General features: G+C 38.6%; 23 protein-coding genes and 1 other RNA gene. All 24 read left to right on the top strand.

Annotation, left to right across the window (positions count from 1 at the left end; translation table 11 throughout):
* The first annotated feature begins 3 nt into the window (after positions 1 to 3).
* The 24 genes from IGJ19_RS09095 to IGJ19_RS08980 all read left to right on the top strand — a co-directional run bounded on the left by IGJ19_RS09095 (position 4) and on the right by IGJ19_RS08980 (position 21,295).
* Positions 4 to 543 carry a hypothetical protein gene (locus IGJ19_RS09095; RefSeq protein ID WP_071866846.1) on the top strand — a complete coding sequence of 180 codons (540 nt, stop codon included), beginning with the start codon at positions 4 to 6 and terminating at the stop codon, positions 541 to 543.
* 59 nt (positions 544 to 602) lie between these two features.
* Positions 603 to 1,259, top strand: coding sequence for a hypothetical protein (locus IGJ19_RS09090; protein WP_071866845.1), 657 nt, complete (start codon positions 603 to 605; stop codon positions 1,257 to 1,259).
* Between the two features lie 21 nt (positions 1,260 to 1,280).
* The gene (locus IGJ19_RS09085) at positions 1,281 to 1,658 is read left to right on the top strand and encodes a hypothetical protein (protein WP_115357917.1); all 378 of its coding nucleotides are present in this window, start codon (positions 1,281 to 1,283) and stop codon (positions 1,656 to 1,658) included.
* A gap of 164 nt (positions 1,659 to 1,822) precedes the next feature.
* Entirely contained in the window at positions 1,823 to 3,586 is a 1,764-nt protein-coding gene (locus tag IGJ19_RS09080) for a 1-deoxy-D-xylulose-5-phosphate synthase (RefSeq protein WP_142433407.1), read from the top strand.
* A 310-nt stretch (positions 3,587 to 3,896) separates the two neighbouring features.
* Positions 3,897 to 4,679, top strand: a complete 783-nt coding sequence (locus IGJ19_RS09075; protein WP_430603758.1) for an ABC transporter ATP-binding protein — start codon at positions 3,897 to 3,899, stop codon at positions 4,677 to 4,679.
* On the top strand, positions 4,676 to 6,361 hold the full coding sequence (locus tag IGJ19_RS09070; RefSeq protein WP_430603756.1) for an ABC transporter permease: 1,686 nt from the start codon (positions 4,676 to 4,678) through the stop codon (positions 6,359 to 6,361). The genes IGJ19_RS09075 and IGJ19_RS09070 overlap by 4 nt, the downstream gene beginning before the upstream one ends.
* On the top strand, positions 6,288 to 7,286 hold the full coding sequence (locus tag IGJ19_RS09065; RefSeq protein ID WP_071866840.1) for an extracellular solute-binding protein: 999 nt from the start codon (positions 6,288 to 6,290) through the stop codon (positions 7,284 to 7,286). Before IGJ19_RS09070 ends, IGJ19_RS09065 begins: the two co-directional genes overlap by 74 nt.
* A gap of 10 nt (positions 7,287 to 7,296) precedes the next feature.
* Positions 7,297 to 8,448: a 2-aminoethylphosphonate--pyruvate transaminase gene (phnW, locus tag IGJ19_RS09060; RefSeq protein WP_430603754.1), complete on the top strand. Its 1,152-nt coding sequence runs from the start codon at positions 7,297 to 7,299 to the stop codon at positions 8,446 to 8,448.
* The gene (gene phnX, locus IGJ19_RS09055) at positions 8,441 to 9,235 is read left to right on the top strand and encodes a phosphonoacetaldehyde hydrolase (protein ID WP_430603752.1); all 795 of its coding nucleotides are present in this window, start codon (positions 8,441 to 8,443) and stop codon (positions 9,233 to 9,235) included. Before phnW ends, phnX begins: the two co-directional genes overlap by 8 nt.
* Positions 9,236 to 9,482: 247 nt before the next feature.
* Entirely contained in the window at positions 9,483 to 10,250 is a 768-nt protein-coding gene (locus tag IGJ19_RS09050) for a DeoR/GlpR family DNA-binding transcription regulator (protein WP_065095996.1), read from the top strand.
* Positions 10,247 to 11,644, top strand: coding sequence for a M24 family metallopeptidase (locus IGJ19_RS09045; protein WP_430603750.1), 1,398 nt, complete (start codon positions 10,247 to 10,249; stop codon positions 11,642 to 11,644). The genes IGJ19_RS09050 and IGJ19_RS09045 overlap by 4 nt, the downstream gene beginning before the upstream one ends.
* Positions 11,645 to 11,777: 133 nt before the next feature.
* On the top strand, positions 11,778 to 12,791 hold the full coding sequence (locus tag IGJ19_RS09040; RefSeq protein WP_430603748.1) for a family 20 glycosylhydrolase: 1,014 nt from the start codon (positions 11,778 to 11,780) through the stop codon (positions 12,789 to 12,791).
* A 267-nt stretch (positions 12,792 to 13,058) separates the two neighbouring features.
* Entirely contained in the window at positions 13,059 to 13,208 is a 150-nt protein-coding gene (gene rpmG, locus IGJ19_RS09035; RefSeq protein WP_071866836.1) for a 50S ribosomal protein L33, read from the top strand.
* 34 nt (positions 13,209 to 13,242) lie between these two features.
* Complete coding sequence (locus IGJ19_RS09030) at positions 13,243 to 13,359, top strand: putative metal homeostasis protein (protein WP_086334907.1); 117 nt, start codon at positions 13,243 to 13,245, stop codon at positions 13,357 to 13,359.
* A gap of 52 nt (positions 13,360 to 13,411) precedes the next feature.
* Positions 13,412 to 13,954 carry a GNAT family N-acetyltransferase gene (locus IGJ19_RS09025; RefSeq protein WP_071866873.1) on the top strand — a complete coding sequence of 181 codons (543 nt, stop codon included), beginning with the start codon at positions 13,412 to 13,414 and terminating at the stop codon, positions 13,952 to 13,954.
* 187 nt (positions 13,955 to 14,141) lie between these two features.
* A complete protein-coding gene (alsS, locus tag IGJ19_RS09020; protein ID WP_074800874.1) occupies positions 14,142 to 15,848 on the top strand; it encodes an acetolactate synthase AlsS in 1,707 nt (568 codons plus the stop codon).
* A gap of 12 nt (positions 15,849 to 15,860) precedes the next feature.
* Complete coding sequence (budA, locus tag IGJ19_RS09015) at positions 15,861 to 16,568, top strand: acetolactate decarboxylase (protein WP_430603745.1); 708 nt, start codon at positions 15,861 to 15,863, stop codon at positions 16,566 to 16,568.
* An 84-nt stretch (positions 16,569 to 16,652) separates the two neighbouring features.
* On the top strand, positions 16,653 to 17,141 hold the full coding sequence (locus IGJ19_RS09010) for a GAF domain-containing protein (protein WP_065095991.1): 489 nt from the start codon (positions 16,653 to 16,655) through the stop codon (positions 17,139 to 17,141).
* A 141-nt stretch (positions 17,142 to 17,282) separates the two neighbouring features.
* Positions 17,283 to 17,546, top strand: coding sequence for a hypothetical protein (locus IGJ19_RS09005; protein WP_066025247.1), 264 nt, complete (start codon positions 17,283 to 17,285; stop codon positions 17,544 to 17,546).
* Positions 17,547 to 17,831: 285 nt separating this feature from the next.
* Positions 17,832 to 18,236, top strand: a complete 405-nt coding sequence (locus IGJ19_RS09000; RefSeq protein ID WP_019724433.1) for a MarR family winged helix-turn-helix transcriptional regulator — start codon at positions 17,832 to 17,834, stop codon at positions 18,234 to 18,236.
* A 31-nt stretch (positions 18,237 to 18,267) separates the two neighbouring features.
* Entirely contained in the window at positions 18,268 to 18,906 is a 639-nt protein-coding gene (locus tag IGJ19_RS08995) for a nitroreductase family protein (RefSeq protein WP_010735080.1), read from the top strand.
* A 21-nt stretch (positions 18,907 to 18,927) separates the two neighbouring features.
* Positions 18,928 to 19,215, top strand: a complete 288-nt coding sequence (locus IGJ19_RS08990; RefSeq protein WP_023519920.1) for a putative quinol monooxygenase — start codon at positions 18,928 to 18,930, stop codon at positions 19,213 to 19,215.
* 227 nt (positions 19,216 to 19,442) lie between these two features.
* Positions 19,443 to 19,810, top strand: a transfer-messenger RNA (tmRNA) gene (gene ssrA, locus IGJ19_RS08985).
* Positions 19,811 to 20,281: 471 nt separating this feature from the next.
* Positions 20,282 to 21,295 (top strand): Abi family protein, encoded by a 1,014-nt coding sequence (locus IGJ19_RS08980; protein WP_430603740.1) that lies wholly within the window; start codon positions 20,282 to 20,284, stop codon positions 21,293 to 21,295.
* Positions 21,296 to 21,390 lie beyond the last annotated feature (95 nt).

Genomic DNA, 21,390 nt, shown 5'->3' with positions numbered 1-21,390 from the left:
AACATGATCACACAGGAAACACAGAAAATAACTGAAAAAAATGAACAACAAAAGAAAAAAAGATTACTGGCGCTTCTTTTATTATTGCTTACGATCGTTGCGATTGGTTGGTATTGGTATGTCAATAACCAACCAACGCAGATTTTGTCGGACGATTTTCCGGAGATCAAACATGCGGAAAAAATGACAGGCGACCAATTGAAAAAATATGCCAATCAAGCGGTAGATGATAGTAATGTAACTATCAATGTGTATCCAGAAGTCAGTGTCAATGCGGATGGAAAAACGGGCAATATCTGGATCCAAAACTTGCCGACCAATCGTTATGGGCAACAAGCAATATTGTCCATGAAGGATTCTAAAGAAACATTATATGAAACAGGCTTATTGGAGCCTGGATATGAAGTAACTGAATTGACATTGGCAAAAGAGTTAACGACAGGCACGCATCCAGGAGTAGTAGAATTAGAGTTTTATGATTTAGAAAATAAAAAGCTTATGGGTAAAACGACGGTTGACGTGACCATCAATGTCAATCAATAAAAACGGAATAAAGCAATCATGCTTTAGGATATAAAGACATAAATAAAGGAGAAAACAAAATGAAAGTAAAAAATATTCTAGCAACAGGTTTGATGTTCGGCACGATTTTAGCAGCAGGGGCCAGTGTTCAAGCTGATGTGATCATCAATGGGGATGACCAGACGATTGATAATTCATTAGGTGGATCGATCGATAAGACGGCAGATGTGGCAATCGATGGAACTTTAGGATTTGACAACACAGATCCGGAGGCACCGGAACCAGGCAATCCAGATAAATGGTTGAATGTGACGTTACCTTTAAAAGCGGTCTTCTTCACTGAGCCAGAAGACTATAAGACAATTCTAGGTGGAGAGCATAAGATCACCAATCATTCCGGTCGTCCAGTAAAAATCAGTCTAGGAAATTACACAGTTTCTTCTGGAGATATCTCAGCAATCGATCGGTTAACATTGGTTGGTAGTTTAGGAGCCAGCAATCTTTTGATTGAAAATGGTTCGGTAAATACAACCATATCAGAAGACTTTATGACTTTAGCTTCACCGAATGCACGTCCTGGTGATTTAACAGGAGCTAGTACAGCGACGTTTACTTTTGAAGGAGATGTTGATACTGATGTTCTTGATTTTCCAACGGATAAAGGATCAATCTCAATTGCAAGTACGTTGACACTGAATATTGAAGCGCTAGATGAAGCTGGAGATCCGTATCCATAGTTCAAATCGTGAGGTGATTGGATGAAACAAAAAAAACAAACAATTCTTTGTTTGTTCATGGTTTTAGGTCTATTGATCATTGGATTGCCACAAACGCACATAGAAGCTAGTTCTAATAACATTGAAGTCACTGGAGAACTAAAGTTTGACTCAAATGGGACACAAGAAACAAGCCCTACGAAGCCGGATACCGGTGATCCGAAAGAATCAGTGACTCCAAGCGCACCGCCTAAAAAAAACGTTTTACCACCATTGGGAGAACAAATACAAGTATTGTACGTTTTGACAGGCGTGATTTTGATTTTGATCGTTCTTGTTAGTTATCAAATTATTCGTGACAAGCGACGAAATCCAAAAAAAATGAGTGAAATCATTGTGAACTATTCATCGAAGGAATAAATAAAAACCGTAGATTGAAGGATCTACGGTTTTTTTTATAAAAAAATAGCTTTAAAACAGTATGATCAACATTTTCGCTAATTAGAATTATTTGTTAAAAAAATCACTTGACTTAGAGTTCGGTTCAAGGTGTATGATTAAGCAGAAATAAAGGAGGGAAATCTATGTTATTAAAACAAATAAAAGGTCCTCAAGATCTGAAACAAATGACGCAAGAAAAGCTTCAACAAGTGGTAGAGGAAGCACGTGCCGCGTTATTAGAAAAAATCAGCCAATACGGTGGGCATAATGGCCCCAACCTAGGTGTTGTTGAAATGACGGTGGCGCTACATTATGTGTTCGATTCACCAAAGGATCAATTTGTTTTTGATGTCTCACACCAAACCTATGTGCATAAAATGTTGACAGGAAGAGCACAAGCGTTTTTAGACCAAGCGCATTATCAGGAAGTCTCGGGTTACACGAACCCATTAGAAAGCGAACATGATCTCTTCACGATCGGGCATACATCGACTTCATTGTCTTTAGCAAATGGTCTAGCTAAGGCGAGAGATTTGAAAAACGAAACAAATAATGTCATTGCAGTGATTGGCGATGGGTCTTTATCAGGTGGTTTAGCCTATGAAGGTTTGAACAATATTTCTGAACTAGGTACGAATACGATCATTATCGTCAATGATAATGACCAGTCGATCGCAGAAAATCATGGGGGACTTTACAAAAATCTCAAAGAGCTAAGGGAAACGAATGGTCAGGCCACGAACAATTTCTTTAAAGCCTTAGGACTTGATTATCGTTATCTTGATGCAGGCAATGATTTAGCTGCTTTGATCGAGTTATTCGAAGAAGTAAAAGATCAAAAAGAGCCGGTTGTGTTGCATATCCATACCGTTAAAGGAAAAGGGTTCTCCTTTGCAGAAGAAAATCGCGAAAAGTTCCATGCGGGAGGGCCGTTTAGTCTCGAAACAGGCGAGTATCTGCGATCGAAAGGGGCAGAAACCTACAGCAGCCTAACAACAGACTTCTTATTGCACAAAATGGAGGAAGATCCGACAGTTGTGGCAGTAAACGCAGGCACACCGATGATTTTATTTTCACCGGAACAGCGTCAACAAGTCGGCGCACAATTTGTTGACGTAGGGATTGCCGAAGAACATGCGGCGACGATGACTGCTGGATTAGCCAAAGGCGGGGTAAAACCTATATGGGCAGTCCATTCACCGTTTTTACAAAGAAGTTACGATCAAATCTCTCATGACTTAGCATTGAATCGCTTATCGGGTACGATCCTCGTGACACTTGCTTCTGTAAATGGAATGAATGATGAAAGTCATTTAGGGATCTTTGATATTCCATTTTTGAGTCATATCCCAAATCTAGTATACTTAGCACCGACAACTAAAGAAGAATACTTAGCGATGCTTGAATGGTCGATTGATCAAACGGATCGATTAGTGGCAATCCGCGTACCAGTCGGCCCAATCACTTCTTCTGGTGAAGTAGATCGAACAGATTACAGTCAATTATATAAGAACAAAGTCATCCAAAAAGGCGAAAAAGTAGCAATCATGGGTGTAGGTAATTTTTATGGTTTGGCAGAAGAAGTGGCTGTTGAATTGAAGAAAGCTCTCCAACTAACGGCTACGGTGATTAATCCAGCGTTCATCTCTGGTTTAGATACTGAATTGCTGGATGAACTTAAAGAAACGCACGATGTAGTTGTCACACTTGAAGATGGTATCTTGGAAGGCGGCTACGGTCAAATGGTCGCTGGCTATTTAGGAGATGCAGCGATCCGTGTGCAAACTTACGGCTTAGATAAAGCCTTTCATGATCGCTATGAAACAACGGAACTATTAGCGGAAAATGGTTTGACAGTAGAGAATATCGTGAAAAATATTGAAGAAACGCTCGCCGATCAACGTTAGTCAAGTCGAAGAAGTGCTGATTTTCGGAGAGAGAGTTAGAACTAGGCGAGCTTACGCTTGAATCAAATTTACATCAAGTTTATAAATAAAATAATTGAACAAGTAATTACTGAAACAGTGGGTTGCTTTCAATGCTGAGGATATCGCATTGAGGCAAGCCACTGTTTTTTTATAGAAATATTTATCTGAAAATCATTAGAAAATTTACACAAAAAATATATATTCCTACAAAGAATTTACTTAAAGTTAATCAGAAGTAAAAAGTGATTTTCTACAATTAGCAGTATAGAAAGAACAAAGGAGTGAAAGCATGTTAAAGCTAGATGGTATTAGTAAGACGTTTAATCATCATAAAGTTTTAAAAGAAATCAATGTATCGATCGATAAAGGTGAGATCGTTTCAATACTCGGTGCTTCGGGTTCAGGAAAAACAACTTTATTGAATATTATCCTTGGATTGGAGCAACCAACAAACGGTCAACTACTTTATGATGGCGAAGATATCACAAAACAGGTCATGGAAAAACGACCATTTAATATTGTCTTTCAAGACTATGCTTTATTCCCTAACCTAAGTGCTTATGAAAATTTGGTCTACGGGTTGCGAAAACAAAAAAATATCACTTCTAAAGAAGAATTACAAGAGTTGATCGATCTATTGGATTTGAATGATCATTTGGATAAACGCATTCACCAATTATCTGGCGGGCAAAAACAACGGGTGGCATTAGGTCGGACTCTGGTGATGAAACCCCAAGTATTGTTACTTGATGAGCCATTAAGTGCATTGGACGGTGTCATCAAAGAATCGATCAAAGAACGTATCCAATTGATTGCAAAAAAACTGAACTTAACGACGATCATCGTCACACATGATCCAGAAGAGGCATTGACCCTTTCTGATAAAATCATGGTTTTGAAAGATGGTCGGATCGCACAATACAGTACACCGAAAGATATCGTGACAAATACGATGGAACCCTTTGTACAGGCATTTATTGTCGATCAGCTAAAAATCAAACGACGCAATATTGAACGGATCTTTACTCAAGCAACCGGCGTAGTTCATGAAAAAGTGGTTCGCTTCTCATGAGAAGGATGAAAATAGAAACGCTATTACCAACGATTATCTTATTTGGTTTTGTCCTCGTATTGTTTTATCCATTAGCGAATGTTTTGAAAGAAGCGTTGACTGTTGAAGGCAGCTTTTCCTTTGAGCTGTTCCGAGAACTAGCAAGGGACTTCGATTGGCTAAATGCGTTAAGTAATAGTTTGCTCATTGCTGGGATCACAGCGATTTTTGCGACCTTCTTTGGCTTTTGGTTTGCTTACGGGATGCACTTTACGAATCTACCTAAAGGATTCAAGTGGATGATTGAGAAATGCTTTATATTGCCAATGTTATTACCGACCATCACATACGGCTTTGTGTTGATCTATTCTTTTGGTCGTCAAGGATTATGGACGCGTTTGTTCGGTCAAGAGTTGTTTTCGATCTATGGAAAATCAGGTGTGATCTTAGGGTTACTGATCTATACGATCCCAGTGACTTTCTTGTTGATGAATGACGCCATGAATTATTTGGATAAACGCTATTTGACGGTATCCAGATTGATGGGAGACGGATTTTTTAGAGGATTGAAAATCACGATCCTGCAACCGTTGGGCAAAACATTTGGTGTTGCTTTCGTCCAAGCCTTTTTCATGGGGTTTACTGATTTTGGTATACCTGTAGCGGTAGGTGGTCGAGAACCCTTTATCACGACTTTATTGTATGAGTATTTTATGGGGTCGATTCCAGACTTTAATCGCGGAGCCGTCATTGCACTGATCATGTTAGTTCCTTCGATCATTAGTGTTCTGTTTTTGCGTAAGATCCAAAAAAATGATCATGCAACCCCCGGGACAAATACGTCAGTAAAAAGCAACCCTGTCAGAGATTTTTTCTTTGGTGTAGGACTGACAGTTGGTGGCCTGTTTATTGTCGGAGTCTTCCTCGTGATGTTCCTTCTTCCTTTTGTCGAAGGGTGGCCCTTTGATATGACTTTTACCACACGCCATATCGAAGCGTTCCTACAAACGTCTGATTTAAGAAGAACGTTGAATACAGGGATTTTCGTTGCCCTATGGACGGCGCTGTTTGGAACAGTAATTGCTTATTTGGCAGCAATTTTCACCGCTAGATCCACAAAACAAAGCGTGATCACAAAAACGATCGATAGTCTCGCTTCTGTCACGAACTCGATTCCAGGTATGGTTTTAGGGATTGCCTATTTGCTGGTGTTTAGCGGAACGACTCTTCAAAGTACGATCAGTATTTTGGTGATTGCCAACATGGTGCATTATTTTGCAACTCCTTATCAGTTAGCGAAAAGTGCCTTATTAAAAATGAATCCCAACTGGGAAAATACAGCGAAGATGATGGGGGATAGTTGGCTTGATATAGTGATTCGAATCATTCTTCCAAATTCAAAGCGGACGATCGTTGAGATGGCTTGTTACTATTTTACAAATTCGATGGTTACGATCAGTGCAGTGGTGTTTCTGACAAGTGCCCGAACGATGGTGATCACGACCAAAATCAAAGAATTACAGCATTTCGGCAGATTCACAGAAATCTTTATCCTATCCATCCTATTATTGTTGATCAATTTAACTGCAAGAATACTTGCACAATCTATCATGAGGAGATTTGAAGCAAATGAAAAAATTAGTTCAAAAAGGGTTCATTTATCTGTCATTCGTCAGCGCTTTAGGAATTTTAGGGGCGTGTAGTACGTCAAATGCAAGTGAGAATGCCAATGACAACAATGAAAAAGTCATCATCTACACCAACGCAGATGAAGAGCCGGTTCAAATCATCAAAGATGTCCTTGATTCGAATGGATTTGAAAACCAATACTTGCTACAATCCTTCGGCACTTCGGAATTGAGCGGAAAACTTTGGGCAGAAGGCACAGATATTGAAGCGGATCTAGTGACAATGAGTACGTTCTATTTGGATGGTGTCCAAGAAAATGAACCGATATTCAAAGAATTGGCGTTAGAAGTCCAACCGATGGATGATCTGCCAAACTACCAAGCACCGATGACGACACAAGAAGGTGTCATTTTCTACAATACTCAAGCACTGAAAGAAGCGGAGTTACCTGTACCGACGAGTTTAGCTGATTTAGCTGATCCAATCTACGAAGGGCAACTAGCGATTTCTGATATCAACCATTCCTCAACAGCTTGGTTATTGTTCCAAGGATTGATTGATCAATATGGAGAGACAAAAGCGCAAGCGATTTTAGCCGATATTTATGACAATGCAGGCGACCATATAGAAGCGTCTGGTTCGGGTCCGTTGAAAAAAGTCCGCGTCGGTGAAGTGGCGTTGGGTTTTGGGTTACGTCATCAAGCAATCAAAGATAAAAATGAAGGATTGCCAATCGATTTTGTAGAACCAAGTGAAGGAACATACGCTTTAACAGAATCACTCGCGGTGATCGATAAAGGAGAAGCGACGAATCCTTTAGCCGAAAAAATGCTGAATGTGATCCTTAAAGAAGGTCGGGCAGATTTATTACAATTCTACCCAAGTAAACTTTATGAAACAGATGATCTATCGGGGGTTGAAACCGCAAAAAATCAAAAAGTCTTTCCGGAAGCATTAACCCCAGATCTACTAAAAAAACATGCCAGTCTAGTTGAATAGGAGAAAGAAAATGAGTGGAAAAACAAAGGTGATTGAACAGTATGAAAAAGAAATCAATCACAGTAAAATCAATTATAAATTATTGACACCAGGTCCTCTGACCACGAGTCGTACAGTGAAAGAAGCAATGCTTGTCGATCATTGTACATGGGATGATGATTTTAAAGTCATCACCCAGGCGATTCGTCAACGATTGCTTGATCTTGCTGGTGTCTCCAATGAGGCTTATACAGCTGTTTTGATGCAAGGAAGTGGCAGCTTTGCGGTTGAATCTGTGTTAAGTTCAGTTGTTGGCTCGGCAGACCGCTTACTGATCTGTACAAATGGTGCTTATGGCCAACGGATGGTTCAAATGGCTGAATACCACGGCATTGATCATGTGATTTATCAAGTGGCTGAAAATGAAATACCACAAGCTGAAAAAATCGAGGAACTATTAGTGTTACATCCTGATATTACTGCACTTGCAATGATCCACAGTGAAACGACTTCTGGTATTTTGAATCCTTTAGAAGAGATTTCAGCAGTGACAAAGAAACACAAATTGTGTTTTATCGTTGATGCAATGTCAAGCTTTGGTGGCATTCCGATCCCTGTTGGAGAGTTAGGAATCGATTTTCTTGTTTCGAGTGCAAATAAATGTATCCAAGGAGTGCCTGGATTTGGCTTTGTGATTTGTCAAAAAGAGCTACTAAAAAAAAGTGCCGGACAAGCACGCACGTTGAGTATGGATCTTTATGATCAATTTCGTGTGATGGACATTGATGGGAAGTGGCGTTTCACTTCGCCAACACATACTGTATTAGCGTTTTGGCAAGCGCTAGAAGAGTTGGCGGATGAAGGTGGTATCGATGCTCGCTATGACAGGTATCAGATGAACAATGAGCGTTTGCGTGAACGAATGGCGGAAATTGGGTTTGAAGCCTATGTTAGTGAGAATCAAGGACCTTTCATCACGTCATTCAAATATCCCGAGAGCATCCAATTCGAATTCCAAGCATTTTATGACTATTTAAAAGCACATGGCTACGCAATCTATCCTGGAAAAATCAGTGATACTGATTGCTTCCGGATTGGGAATATTGGTGAGATCTATCTGGAAGATATTGAAAAAGTAGCTGGGTTGATCCAGCAATATATGGAGGAACAAAAGTATGATTAATGTTGTCATCTTAGATTGGGCAGGAACAGCAGTCGATTTTGGTTGTATGGCACCGGTGGCGGCGTTTCGCGAAGCCTTTGAACATCAAGGGATCACTGTGACTGAACGAGAAATCAGAGAGCCGATGGGAATGAAAAAAATCGAGCATATCCAAATGATGCTAGAAATGCCTCGTATTGCTGAAAGTTGGTTAGAAACTCACGGACGTCAGCCTGAAACTACTGATATCGAGGCAATCTATGAAACATTTGAAGAAGTATTATTCCAACAATTGGCAAATCATGCAGAAGTGAAACCAGGTGTACTTGACACAGTCGCGAATTTACGTAAGCGTGGAATCAAAATCGGTAGTACGACAGGTTATACGAGTGAAATGATGGCAATCGTTGTTGCGAAGGCGAAAGAACAAGGGTATCAACCAGATCACATCGTCACGCCAGATGAAGTAGACGGCAAAGGGCGTCCCTCCCCAGAGATGTTATTAACGAACTTGAACTATTTTAAACAGGAAAATAGACAAGAAGTGTTAAAACTAGGAGATACGATCTCTGATATACTCGAAGGGAAGAATGCAGGAGTCCTTTCTGTGGGCGTAATTGAAGGAAGTTCACAAGCTGGTTATTCCTTTGACTCGTATCAGCAATTGTCAGCTGCTGAAAAAGAAAAACTTTTTGAACGGGTGCGTCAAGAATTTTTAGAAGCTGGTGCAGATCATGTGATCGATCGGTTTTCTGATTTGCCAAGACTCATAGAAATGATTGAAGAGAAGCAAGCTGTTATGAATTGATTCGTCCCACCATCAAGAGGTCTGCACAGAAGTGTTTAACCTCGAGCAATAAGGTGTCATCCACAAGAATTGTTCTTCAAATTTTTGTGGATGACACCTTTTTTTCGAAGAAGTTCCTTCTGTTTTTGCCGTTCATTCAGTTTTAAGTGGTGCGAGAGGGTGAATGGCCCACTTTTTTATGAAAAAAACAGCAGAATGTTGCAAAAAAATGCAAAATAGCGTATCTTAGATAAAAGGAGTGAGCATCATGTTGAAGGAAGAACGCATCCAGCGTATCAAAACAATGATTGATCAAGAAAAAAGTGCTTCGATCGAAGATTTAGCAGATCGCTTAGATGTGTCGAAAGATACGATTCGCCGCGACTTGATCCAGTTAGAAAAACAGCGCCAAATCAAACGGACCCATGGCGGTGCTTTAGCAATTCAAAAAGAAGCAACGATCTTTGATTATGAACAACGGTCAACGATCCTAAATGATGTGAAAAAACAAATGGCTGAGCAGGCGCTTGAAATAATGGCAGATCCTTCCTCGATCATCTTTGATTCTTCGACCACGGTGGAAGCAGTGATCAGAGAACTACCGGACAAAAAAATCCATGCGGTCACCAATTCTTTATCTCACGCTTTATTATTAGCTAATTATCCGAAAACAGCTATTTCATTATTGCCCGGTAGATTACACAAAGAACAGTTGTTTTTATTTGGAACGGAAACAGTGGAGCAGTTGAAAAATTATCAAGCAGACTATACGCTACTTGGCGTATTTGCATTGTCAAACGAAGGTCTGTTCATCCATACGGAGGAAGAAGGCTTAGTGAAACGCCAGATGATCCAACAAGGACGCAGGGTGATCGCGCTAGCGGATCATACAAAACTAGATAAAACTGGTTTTTATAAAGTTTGCGACTTATCAGCGATTGACTATTTGATCACGGATCAAAAGCCTCCTAAAGCATTAGCCAAAGCACTGACTGAGAACCACGTAGAACTCATAGAAGCGAGGAAGAATGAATGAAAAAAGAAAACATCCAGTTAACAACTATACCAAAACCAGCGATTTTTCCAGATGTTCCCCCTGTTTTTTTGACAGAGGACACGATCACCGAACGAATCAACAAAACGATCGAACGCATGAAAGCCGAAGCGATCGAACTATTGGTGATATACGCAGATAAAGAGCATGGTGGTAATTTTGAATATTTTACAGGCTTTATCCCGCGATTTGAAGAAGGATTATTGGTGTTAGATCAAACAGGCAAATTCACGATGATCCTTGGGAATGAGAATCTAAAAATGAATGCACATGCGCGGATCACTGCTGATTTGATCCATTATCCAGCATTTTCTTTACCGAATCAACCAATGGACCATGAACAAAATCTGTCAACTATTTTTGCATCATTAGAGGTAGCAGATAGAAAGAAAATCGGTTTAGTCGGTTGGAAGTTGTTTACGTCTACGACACAAGACAATAGCCAATTGTTCGATGTACCATTTTTTATCGTAGATGCGCTAAAACAAGCAACCACTGCGGAAACGGCTATCGTCAATGGCACTCATCTATTGATTGGTGAGGAAGGGGCGCGTGTCACGAACAATGCAAATGAAATCGCACACTACGAATATGGGGCAAATCTTGCTTCGTCTTGCATGCTACGTTCATTAGATGCCATTGAACCTGGTGTGAAAGAATCCGAGATCGGAGAGTTATTGCACGGACAAGGACAAGCGAATACAGTGATCACGATTGCTGCAACTGGACGCCGTTTTGAATTTGCGAATCTTTATCCGACAGCCAAAAAGATCCAATTAGGTGATCCGCTGTCATTGACGACAGGCTTCAAAGGTGGCTTATCCAGTCGTACAGGATTTGTGATCGAAGAAGAAGCTCAACTGCCAGCAGAACAAGCCGATTATCTTGATCGAGTAGCAAAACCTTATTATGCAGCTATCGTTAGTTGGTTAGAAGCCATCCATATCGGAATGAAGGGGGCAGATCTGTATCAGTTGATTGAAACAGTCTTGCCACAAGCGACCTATCACTGGCATTTGAATCTAGGACACTTGACGGCGGATGAAGAATGGTTAGCCTCACCCATTTATTCTGGTTCGCAAGAAATCATCAAGAGTGGTATGATCTTCCAATTAGATATTATTCCTTCTGTATCAGGATATACTGGAGTAAGTGCAGAAGAATGTGTGGCACTTGCAGATGAAGGATTGAGAAATGAATTGAAGGAGCAATATCCAGACATGTGGGAGCGGATCGTTGGACGTAAGCAATATTTAGCAGATGTCTTGAAGATTCATTTAAGTGAAGAATTGCTGCCTTTATCAAACACTGTCGGTTATCTCCGTCCGTTCTTTTTAGCCAAAGAAAAGGCATTCTGTGTAGCTCCAGTTGACTAAGCAAACCCTCTCCTTCTTGACAATCGAGTAATCTGGTTGGGAGGGGGATTTTTTTATTTAAATAAAAAAGAGTATTTTCGTTGGGCCTCCTTTATTGTATAATATGTAAACGATTTCTTTTGTGGAGGTAAAGATGGAAAAGGTTTTATTGATTGATAATGGACGTAAATATTTTTCGAAAGAACAATTGATCCGGATCATAAAAAAAACAAGTCAATGTCAATATACGGCAATTTCTTTTGCATTGGGAAATAATGGTTTACGCTTTTTACTGGATGACATGACGCTGATTGTCAAAGGAATAACTTATGCCAGTCAATCAGTCAAAGAAGCATTGATTGCAGGAACAAAACAGTATTATGATGATCCTAATGGTACTTATTTGACGGAAACAGAAATGACAGAGTTAGCTAGTGTGGCTAAGGCAGAAAACATGGAAGTGATCCCGCTGATCAATACGCCTGGACATATGGATGCGATTTTAACAGGAATGCAACAATTAGGTATTCAACATCCCTGCTATCAAACGTCCATTCGCACACTTGATCTGGACAATCAAGAAGCGGTCGCTTTCACGAAAGCACTGCTTGAAAAATATGTGAGCTACTTCTCAACGATAGCTAGTTCCTTCAATATAGGTTGCGATGAATTTGCCAATGATTTAACTGATGGCGGGTGGCGAGGACTCCAGCAGTCTGGCAAGTATCGAGATTTTGTCACCTATACCAATCAATTGGCTCAACTGGTTAAAACCTATGGGATGATTCCGATCGTATTTAACGACGGCATCTACTATGAGGAAAAAGAACAATTTGGTCGATTCGATCAAGACTTAATGATTGCCTATTGGACAGCGGGATGGGACAACTATCACGTCAGTTCTGCCGAATTTTTACTTGATCAAGGGCATCAACTAGTGAATACGAACGATCACTGGTATTGGGTCATCGGTCGAAAAACAAGTGAACAAGGACATTACTCCTTTGATACAGCAAAAACCGCACAAGCGACAATCTCAACATCCACTGTAGTTAGCGGTACTGAATTACCGGTGAAGGGGAGTATGGTCGGTATTTGGGCAGATGAGCCACAAGCAGAGTTTGTATTAACAGATTTATTTGAATTGCTAGAAACAAGTACTAATTAATAGTAAAGACAAAAAACTGTCGGTCAATGGAGTAAGCAGTTGCCTCATTAAACAGCAGTTTTTTTGTTATTTTTTTATGAAGTGAAATGAGTGCGCATTCATTTGAGCGGATTTTCATTCGTTTTTTTATTGACACAAGTAAATGAGTAGCGTATATTATTTTTGTAAATCGTAATCATTACTGTTTGCAATGGATAGAAAATTTGAGTAAAAGCCGAAATAAGTCCGCGATTGAATCATAAAAATAAGTGAAAGAAGGAAAAAAAGATGCGACAAAACATTACATTAGAATGCAAGGAAACCGGTGAACGGATCTATTTGACGAGTAAAAACAAAAGAAATACCCCTGAACGATTAGCGCTGAAAAAATATTCACCTAAGTTAAGAAAGAAAATGCTTTTTACAGAAGTGAAATAGTATGGAATGAATATTCGAGAAAAGGTGGGATAAAATGGAGAAGCAAGATCTTTCAAGTGCATACAGAAGATTGAAAAGCCCGAATATCAAAACACGAAAACGTGCGCTCAAAATCATCCAACAATCAAAAAGAATGAAGAATAAATACTAATAGTAGTAATATGATTGGTTTCAATACAACTCCTTTTTTTTACTGTATAACGATGATAAAAAACGTGTTATACTATTCAAAAATAAAGGGGGCGAAACCAATCGATATCAAGTATACCTATGCAACGATCAAGGATCTACCGCGAATTGTTGACATTTATAATCAGTCTATCGCATCGAAGCAAGCAACGGCGGACCTAGAACCGATAACGGTTGACTCGAGAATCCCTTGGTTTGAAGCGCATCATCCTGACACCAGACCGCTTTGGGTGATGTATCACGACGATCATATCGTCGGTTGGATCAGTCTTAGTGATTTTTATGGTCGGCCTGCGTATCAACAAACAGCTGAAATCAGTATTTATCTAGACCCGGTGACACGTGGTCATCATTTAGGCAAGGCCGCACTTGCCTTTGTGGAAACTCAACTGCATCGTTTAAAAATCCAGACAGTGCTGGCATTTGTTTTTGATGTAAATCAGGCGAGTAAAAAGTTATTTCTCAAAAATGGATATGCCATTTGGGGACATTTGCCAAAAATTGCCAACATGGGCGATCAAGAAAATGACCTGATCATTCTAGGAAAAAAATATTAAAATCAATAAAAAAGCATACATTTTGTCCATGTGACAAAAATGTATGTCTTTTTTTTTGCTTCTTACTACACAAATGACTCATTAAGTGCTAGACTAATAAATGAAACAGGTGTAAATATCTGTATTAATATTATTTCTATTTATTATGTAATGACCATGTAAATAGCGTTGAAAAGGAAGATGTCTCATGTTGGTTAAGGAAAAACAAGGTTTAGAAACTGTATCAGAAGAAGTGATTAAAGAAAAACAAGGTTCAACAACTGTAGTAGAAAGTTTAATCAATCATCAAGTTGATTACGTATTCGGTATTCCAGGAGCGAAAATCGATGGAGTATTCAATGAATTAGAAGATCATGGTCCAGAGTTGATCGTGACGCGTCATGAGCAAAATGCCGCCTTTATGGCGCAAGCAATTGGTCGTATTACTGGAGAACCAGGTGTGGTGATTGCGACAAGTGGGCCAGGTGCGAGTAATCTAGCAACCGGACTAGTCACAGCGACAGCAGAAGGTGATCCTGTGTTGGCAATCGCAGGGCAAGTAAAACGAAGTGATTTATTAAAATTAACACATCAAAGCATGAACAATGCCGCGTTGTTTGAACCAATCACAAAATATAGTGCAGAAATCCAAGATCCTGAAACAATTTCAGAAATTATCGCTAATGCCTACCGAATGGCAAAGAGTTCGAAAAAAGGCGCTAGTTTTATCAGTATCCCTCAAGATGTGGTGGATGCACCCGTCAAAAGTGATGTTATCAAACCATTACAAGATCCTAAATTAGGCTCAGCTTCTTCAGGAGATATCGACTACTTGGTTGAACGGATTCGTGAAGCGAAGTTACCCGTATTGTTAGTTGGAATGCGTGGATCAAGTAAAGATGAAACAGCAGCCATTCGTCAACTTGTTGAAAAAACAGGATTGCCTGTGGTAGAAACTTTCCAAGCAGCCGGTGTGATTTCTCGTCAATTAGAAGACCACTTTTTTGGTCGAGTAGGTCTATTCCGCAATCAACCTGGAGATATGCTGTTAAAACGGAGTGATTTAGTAATTGCGATTGGTTATGATCCAATCGAATATGAAGCGAGAAACTGGAATGCTGAAAAAGATGCTAGAATCATCGTCATTGATGAAACACCAGCTGAAATCGACAGTTACATGCAACCAGAACGTGAACTAATCGGGGACATTTCTGCAACATTAGATTTACTGACAGAGTCATTAGAAGAAACACAAGTATCGGCAGATGCGCAAGAATATTTAAATACGTTGCAAGAAAAATTGAAGGCACGAGATATCTGTGAAACCAGTAGTGAAGACGGGATCTTACATCCTTTAGAAGTAATCAATACACTGCAATCGAAAGTAACGGACGATATGACTGTGACGGTTGATGTAGGTAGTCATTACATTTGGATGGCCCGCCACTTTAGAAGTTATGAAGCCCGTCATTTGCTATTCAGTAATGGCATGCAAACATTAGGAGTCGCACTTCCTTGGGCAATCTCTGCTGCACTGGTTCGTCCAAATACGCAAGTAATCTCTGTGTCAGGAGACGGTGGCTTCTTATTTTCTGCCCAAGACTTAGAAACAGCTGTGCGTAAAAAATTGAAGATCATTCATTTGATTTGGAATGATGGTCGTTATAATATGGTCGAGTTTCAAGAAATCATGAAATATGATCGAGCATCAGGGGTTGATTTTGGTCCAGTTGATTTTGTTCAATATGCCGAAGCTTTTGGAGCTAAAGGTCTGCGAGTAAGCAATGCAGAAGAATTAGCATCTGCCTTAGAAGAAGGATTTGCTACAGAAGGGCCAGTCATCATCGATATCCCGATTGACTATCGAGATAATGAAAAATTAGGTGAAACGATCTTACCAGACCAATTTTACTAAGGGGATGTTCAGATGACAGAGAAAGTATTATATCAACATGGTACATTAGGTGCGCTAATGGCGGGACTGATGGACGGTACTACTTCCATTGCGGAGGTCTTAAAGTACGGTACACTAGGCCTTGGAACATTGCATGGGTTAGACGGCGAAGTGATATTTTTAGACGGTGAAGCCTATCAAGGTAGATCAGATGGCGCATTGATCCATTTGTCCGGAGAAGAGTCCACTCCTTATGCGGCAATCACTGCATTTTCAGCGGATCGTTCATTTGCAGTCAAACAGCTATCTAGCGAAGCGATAAAAGAACAAATCCTGAAGGACGAAGCAGGGAAAAATCTCTTTTTAGCTGTCAAGATCAGCGGTTTATTTAAAGATATGCATATCCGGATCATGCCGAAACAAGAGAAACCATACCGACGCTTAGCGAAGATCTCAGAATCCCAGCCAGAGTTCCATCAATCAGATATTCAAGGGACCATTGTTGGGTTTTATACACCGGAATTATTTCAAGGGGTGGCTGCTGCAGGCTTCCATTTGCATTTTATTGACGATGAGAAAACATTTGGAGGGCATATCCTTGATTTTGATGTGTCGCAAGGAACAGTAGAAATCAGTCAAATGGAATCTTTGATGCAACATTTTCCGACAAATGATCCGACTTTTATCCAAAATGAAATCGACTATGCAGATCTAGCTGCTGAAATCGAGCAAGCAGAATGATCTAGTCATTAAGAATGAAAAACAAATCATGGCATTGCTCCTTGAATTAGGCTATAATTTTGGGCATAGAAGGAGTGAGTTTGGATGTTATGGACAGAAAAAGAAAAAAGAGATGCTTATGAAATTTTGCTACTCCAACAAAAAGGACTTTTAGAAGCAGAAGACAACTGGTTGGCTAATTTAGCTAATTCCTCTGCATTATTGAATGAAACATTACCTCAAACAGTCTTTGCCGGCTATTATTTATATGATGGACAAGAATTGATTTTAGGCCCTTTCCAAGGTAGAGTGTCATGTACCCGTATCAAAATGGGAAAAGGTGTTTGTGGCGAAGCAGCAGAAAAACAAAAAACATTGATCGTTGCGAACGTGAAAACCCATGAAAATTATATTTCATGTGATTCAGCCGCACAATCTGAAATCGTAGTACCTATGATCAAAGAAGGTCAATTGATCGGAGTACTTGATATCGATTGTGGTGTGACCGAGGGCTACGATGCTTTAGATCAAGAATTTTTGGAACAATATGTTGAGTTATTGTTAGGTGATTTTCCTGTAAATGTTATGAAATAAAGTGAAAAAGAGTTGAAAAAAGGTGTTTGATCACTTTTTTTCAACTTTTTTTTAGTTTATTGAATATTTTTGTTTTCATAATCTAATTTTAATGTTATTATCATTTTATAAAATATTAAAGAACCAAGAGGAGAATGAGTTATGACAAGCGAAACAATCGTTTTAGGACAAAAATATGTATGTCATCCAATCGGCATCAAAAATAAAGTAGTTGGAGAAGTAATCGGAAAATTAGAAAACTGTGTGATTATGAGTGTAGAGGAATATGATCGTACAGATCACTTAGATATTCTAGAGAAATGTGGGAAAGTTGTCGCAAAATATACAGATATCTTTGAGTTGAGTCCCGTTGAACAGGTCTTTCAGTCACCAACCAAGCTGTACACACAAGCAATGGTATCTTAAAGTGATGAATACGCCTATCGCCTAGCAGGAAGTCTGATTTGAATAAGCTATTGTTAATTATCAGACTTCCTTTAATTTGCATACATAATAGAAGCAATTGAACATTCATACATAATCGTTAAGAAATAGAATACTTGAATACAGACAGTTGAAGAAGAGGCAAGTTAAAAGGGAAAATAACTTTTAACTTGCTTCTTTTTCTTTTTACTTTACAAAAGGAAGTAAATGATTTATATTATTGACAAGTCAATAATTGATTAGTCAATGATAGTAGGAGGCAACATTATGGAGCTGAGAAAGTTAAGTCAATTGCTTTATCAGATAAAAATCATCAGTCAAGAAGGAACAGCTTTATTTGAAAAAGAAACTGGATTTAGTTTAACGAGGTACGAGATCTTGATGTTCTTACAAGAAAACGGGGAATGTTTGCAAAATAAGTTACAGAGCGATTTAAAAATCGATTTGGCAGCTATTTCACGTCATCTAAAGATATTAGAACAAAAAGGATATGTGATCAGAAAAAGAAATGAGAACAATAATCGTGAAGTATTCGTTTCTTTGTCCGATAAAGCAGTGAATGAATTGACCGAGTGTGAAAAAAATCATCAAGAATCAGATGACTCCCTGTGTGTTTCGCTATCAGATGAAGAAATCGATCAACTGACTAAATTACTAGATAAATTATACTAAAAATCAAAACGAAGAAAGAAGCGGTTAAGTAATGAATAAAACTCTAGCAAACAATGATTTTTCTGATATCGTCTTTGGCAGAAAATCAATCCGTGTGTACGACGAAAATGTGAAAATCCCTCATGAAGAAATGTTGGAAATGATCCAAGAAGCAACAACAGCACCATCTTCTGTGAATCTACAACCTTGGCGCTTTGTAGTAGTTGAAAGCGAAGAAGCAAAAGCGAAATTGAAACCATTGATCCGTTTCAACACAAAACAAAATGATACGTCATCTGCCATGGTCTTGATTTTTGGTGATATGAATTGCTATGAATACGGAGAAGAAATCTATGATCAAGCTGTGGAAGAAGGCAAAATGCCAGCAGAAGTTCGTGACGAACAACTAGCAGCGATCATTCCTTATTACAAAAATTTCACACGTGAACAAATGAATGACGTAGTGAAAATCGATTCAAGCTTAGCAGCTATGCAATTTATGTTAACTGCACGTAGCCATGGGTATGATACAAATCCAATCGGCGGATTTGAAGCAGACCAATTAGCAGAAGCTTTCGATTTGGACAAAGAACGCTATGTCCCTGTAATGATCTTGTCAGTTGGTAAAGCAGTCGATCAAGGCTACGAATCTGTTCGTTTAGCTTCAGAAAAAATCACTTCTTTCAAATAGAAAGAAAAAGGAGACGGACGAATGATCATCATCAATGCAAAATTCACTATCAAAGAAGCAAAGCGCGCTGAATTTTTAGAAGAAGCGACACAATTGATCGAAGCGACTAGAAAAGAAGACGGCTGCTTGAGTTATCAATTGTATGAGTCAACGGAACAAGTAAATGTCTTTGTGATGGTTGAAAATTGGCGGGATGAACAAGCAATCGAAGGACATAACCAAAGTCCATTGTTGCAACAATTGTTCAAAAACATGCCTGAATATGCAGAAAAAGAAACAGAATTGAATGTCGCGAAAACACTTGCTTAAAACAATTCGCTGAAACGTTCTTTTGCGATCGAAGCAGCTAAAGTAGAATGAACGTTCACTTTAAGAGGGAGCAAGAAAAGTCTAATGTCTATTTATCCCTTAGACCTTTCTTGCTTCCCTCAAGAAGTGAAGCATCTACTTGAAAAGCAATCAACCATATTGAAAAAAAACTACATATGTGGTATATTATGTAAGTATCTTGAAAATACCGTAACCCATTTTATTAAGGGGACGTTACGGATTCGACAGGCACAGTTCGAGCTTGAATTGCGTTTCGTAGGTTACGTCTACGCTAAAACGTTACAGTTAAATATAACTGCTAAAAACGAAAACAACTCTTACGCTTTAGCTGCCTAAAAACAGTTAGCGTAGATCCTCTCGGCATCGCCCATGTGCTCGAGTAAGGGTCCTAACTTTAGTGGGATACGTTTCAACTTTCCGTCTGTAAGTTGAAAAAGAGAACATCAGACTAGCGATACAGAATGCCTGTCACTCGGCAAGCTGTAAAGCGAACCTCTAAATGAGTTGACTATGAACGTAGATTTTTAAGTGGCGATGTGTTTGGACGCGGGTTCGACTCCCGCCGTCTCCATTCGGAGAAATCATATAAGTAGCAAAAACACTGTTGTACCAGCGATTGTACAGTGTTCTTGCTACATTTTTTTGTTTTGACTCCGGTTTTGACTCCGGTCAGCTCATTGCTAGATAGTTGGCAAAGTTAACTGCCGTCTCATCACGCTTTTCTGGAGAAACATGAGTATAGATATTCATAGTCGTTTGGATATCCCAATGACCTAAGCGAGATTGGACGTTCTTATATGTTTTGCTGGTTTCGATAATGAAGAACATCAGGATTTTTATTTTAAGTATTAAGTATTGACTATTCCAACTAAATAGAAAAAATTCTTGTGCTAAAAAATTAGTATGAAAAAATCTATCTATTGATTTGATCAAATTGCTATGATATATTATATTTAACGAAGGGCGCGATGCCTAGGAAAATAGTCCCATTCCATATTTTTTATGGATTGGGGCTATTTTTCTATCATTTTGAAGGGATAATAATATGGGAGAAAAAATTTTTTTGTCTTTGGAAGAACAAATAAAAAAACTTGAGTCTCGAAAACTTAGGTTTAGAAATGATGAAGAAAGAAAAGATGCAATATATACATTGCAAAATAATTCATATTATTCACTAGTTAACGGATATAAAGATTTTTTCAGTATTATAGATAAAAATGGGGAAGATGATTATCAATACGTACTATTTGTAGATTTAAGAGATACATATGATTTTGATAAAGAACTTTCAGCATTGATTTTTAAATACTTATTGAGAATTGAAGATTCTATTAAAGCTATATTTTCATACCATATTGGCAAACATTATGGACATAAAAACCATGATTATCTTGATCGAAAAAAATATAGAAAAGGTAGTTTTGTAAAAAAAGAACAAAAATACGAAATTGAGATTTTATTAGAAAAATTAAATCGAACTATTGATAGGGAAAGAGATTTACAGATAAAGCATTATTCCAATATGTATGGCTATGTACCACCATGGGTATTGGCGGGTTGTTTATCTATGGATACTCTTATGTATTGGTATAAGCTATCTGATAGACAAATAAAAGAGCAAACTGTTAAAACTAGGATGTATGATTTCAGCCAGTACCCGTTTTACCACATAACTGATATAGAAGAAAATCTGGAATTCTTTGTAAATCTAACTACAATCATAAAAGAATATAGGAATCGTGCTGCACACAGTAATAGAATCATTAATCATCGCTCTAGACACAATATCAAAATCCATCTTTTAGAGTTATACGCACTTGAAAGAAAAGAAATTAGAAGCTTATATACAAAGGGGATATTAAAAAATGATATCTCTTCTTTATTCGTTACTATAACCATTATGTTATCAAAGAGACATACAATTAGGAACAACTTCATAAGAGAACTTGAGGCGCTATTTTGTAATTTTAAATTAGCTAATCCCAATCTATATACGAGAGTAACTAGTAAGGTTAGGCTTGATTACGATTTTTCAGAACTATTAAGAGATATAATTTAATTTTTAAAAGTTTTTGTATGAGTATTTCAGGACATTTTTTCCGTTCTTTCTTACTAATATGCTATGTTTTTTAAAACTCTCGATTAAACTGACTT

This window comes from Enterococcus sp. DIV1368b (genome assembly GCF_050529595.1).
Classification (GTDB): Bacteria; Bacillota; Bacilli; order Lactobacillales; family Enterococcaceae; genus Enterococcus_B; species Enterococcus_B mundtii.
Note: the sequence above shows the minus strand (reverse complement) of the source record. Positions and strands in the feature narration are given on the sequence as shown.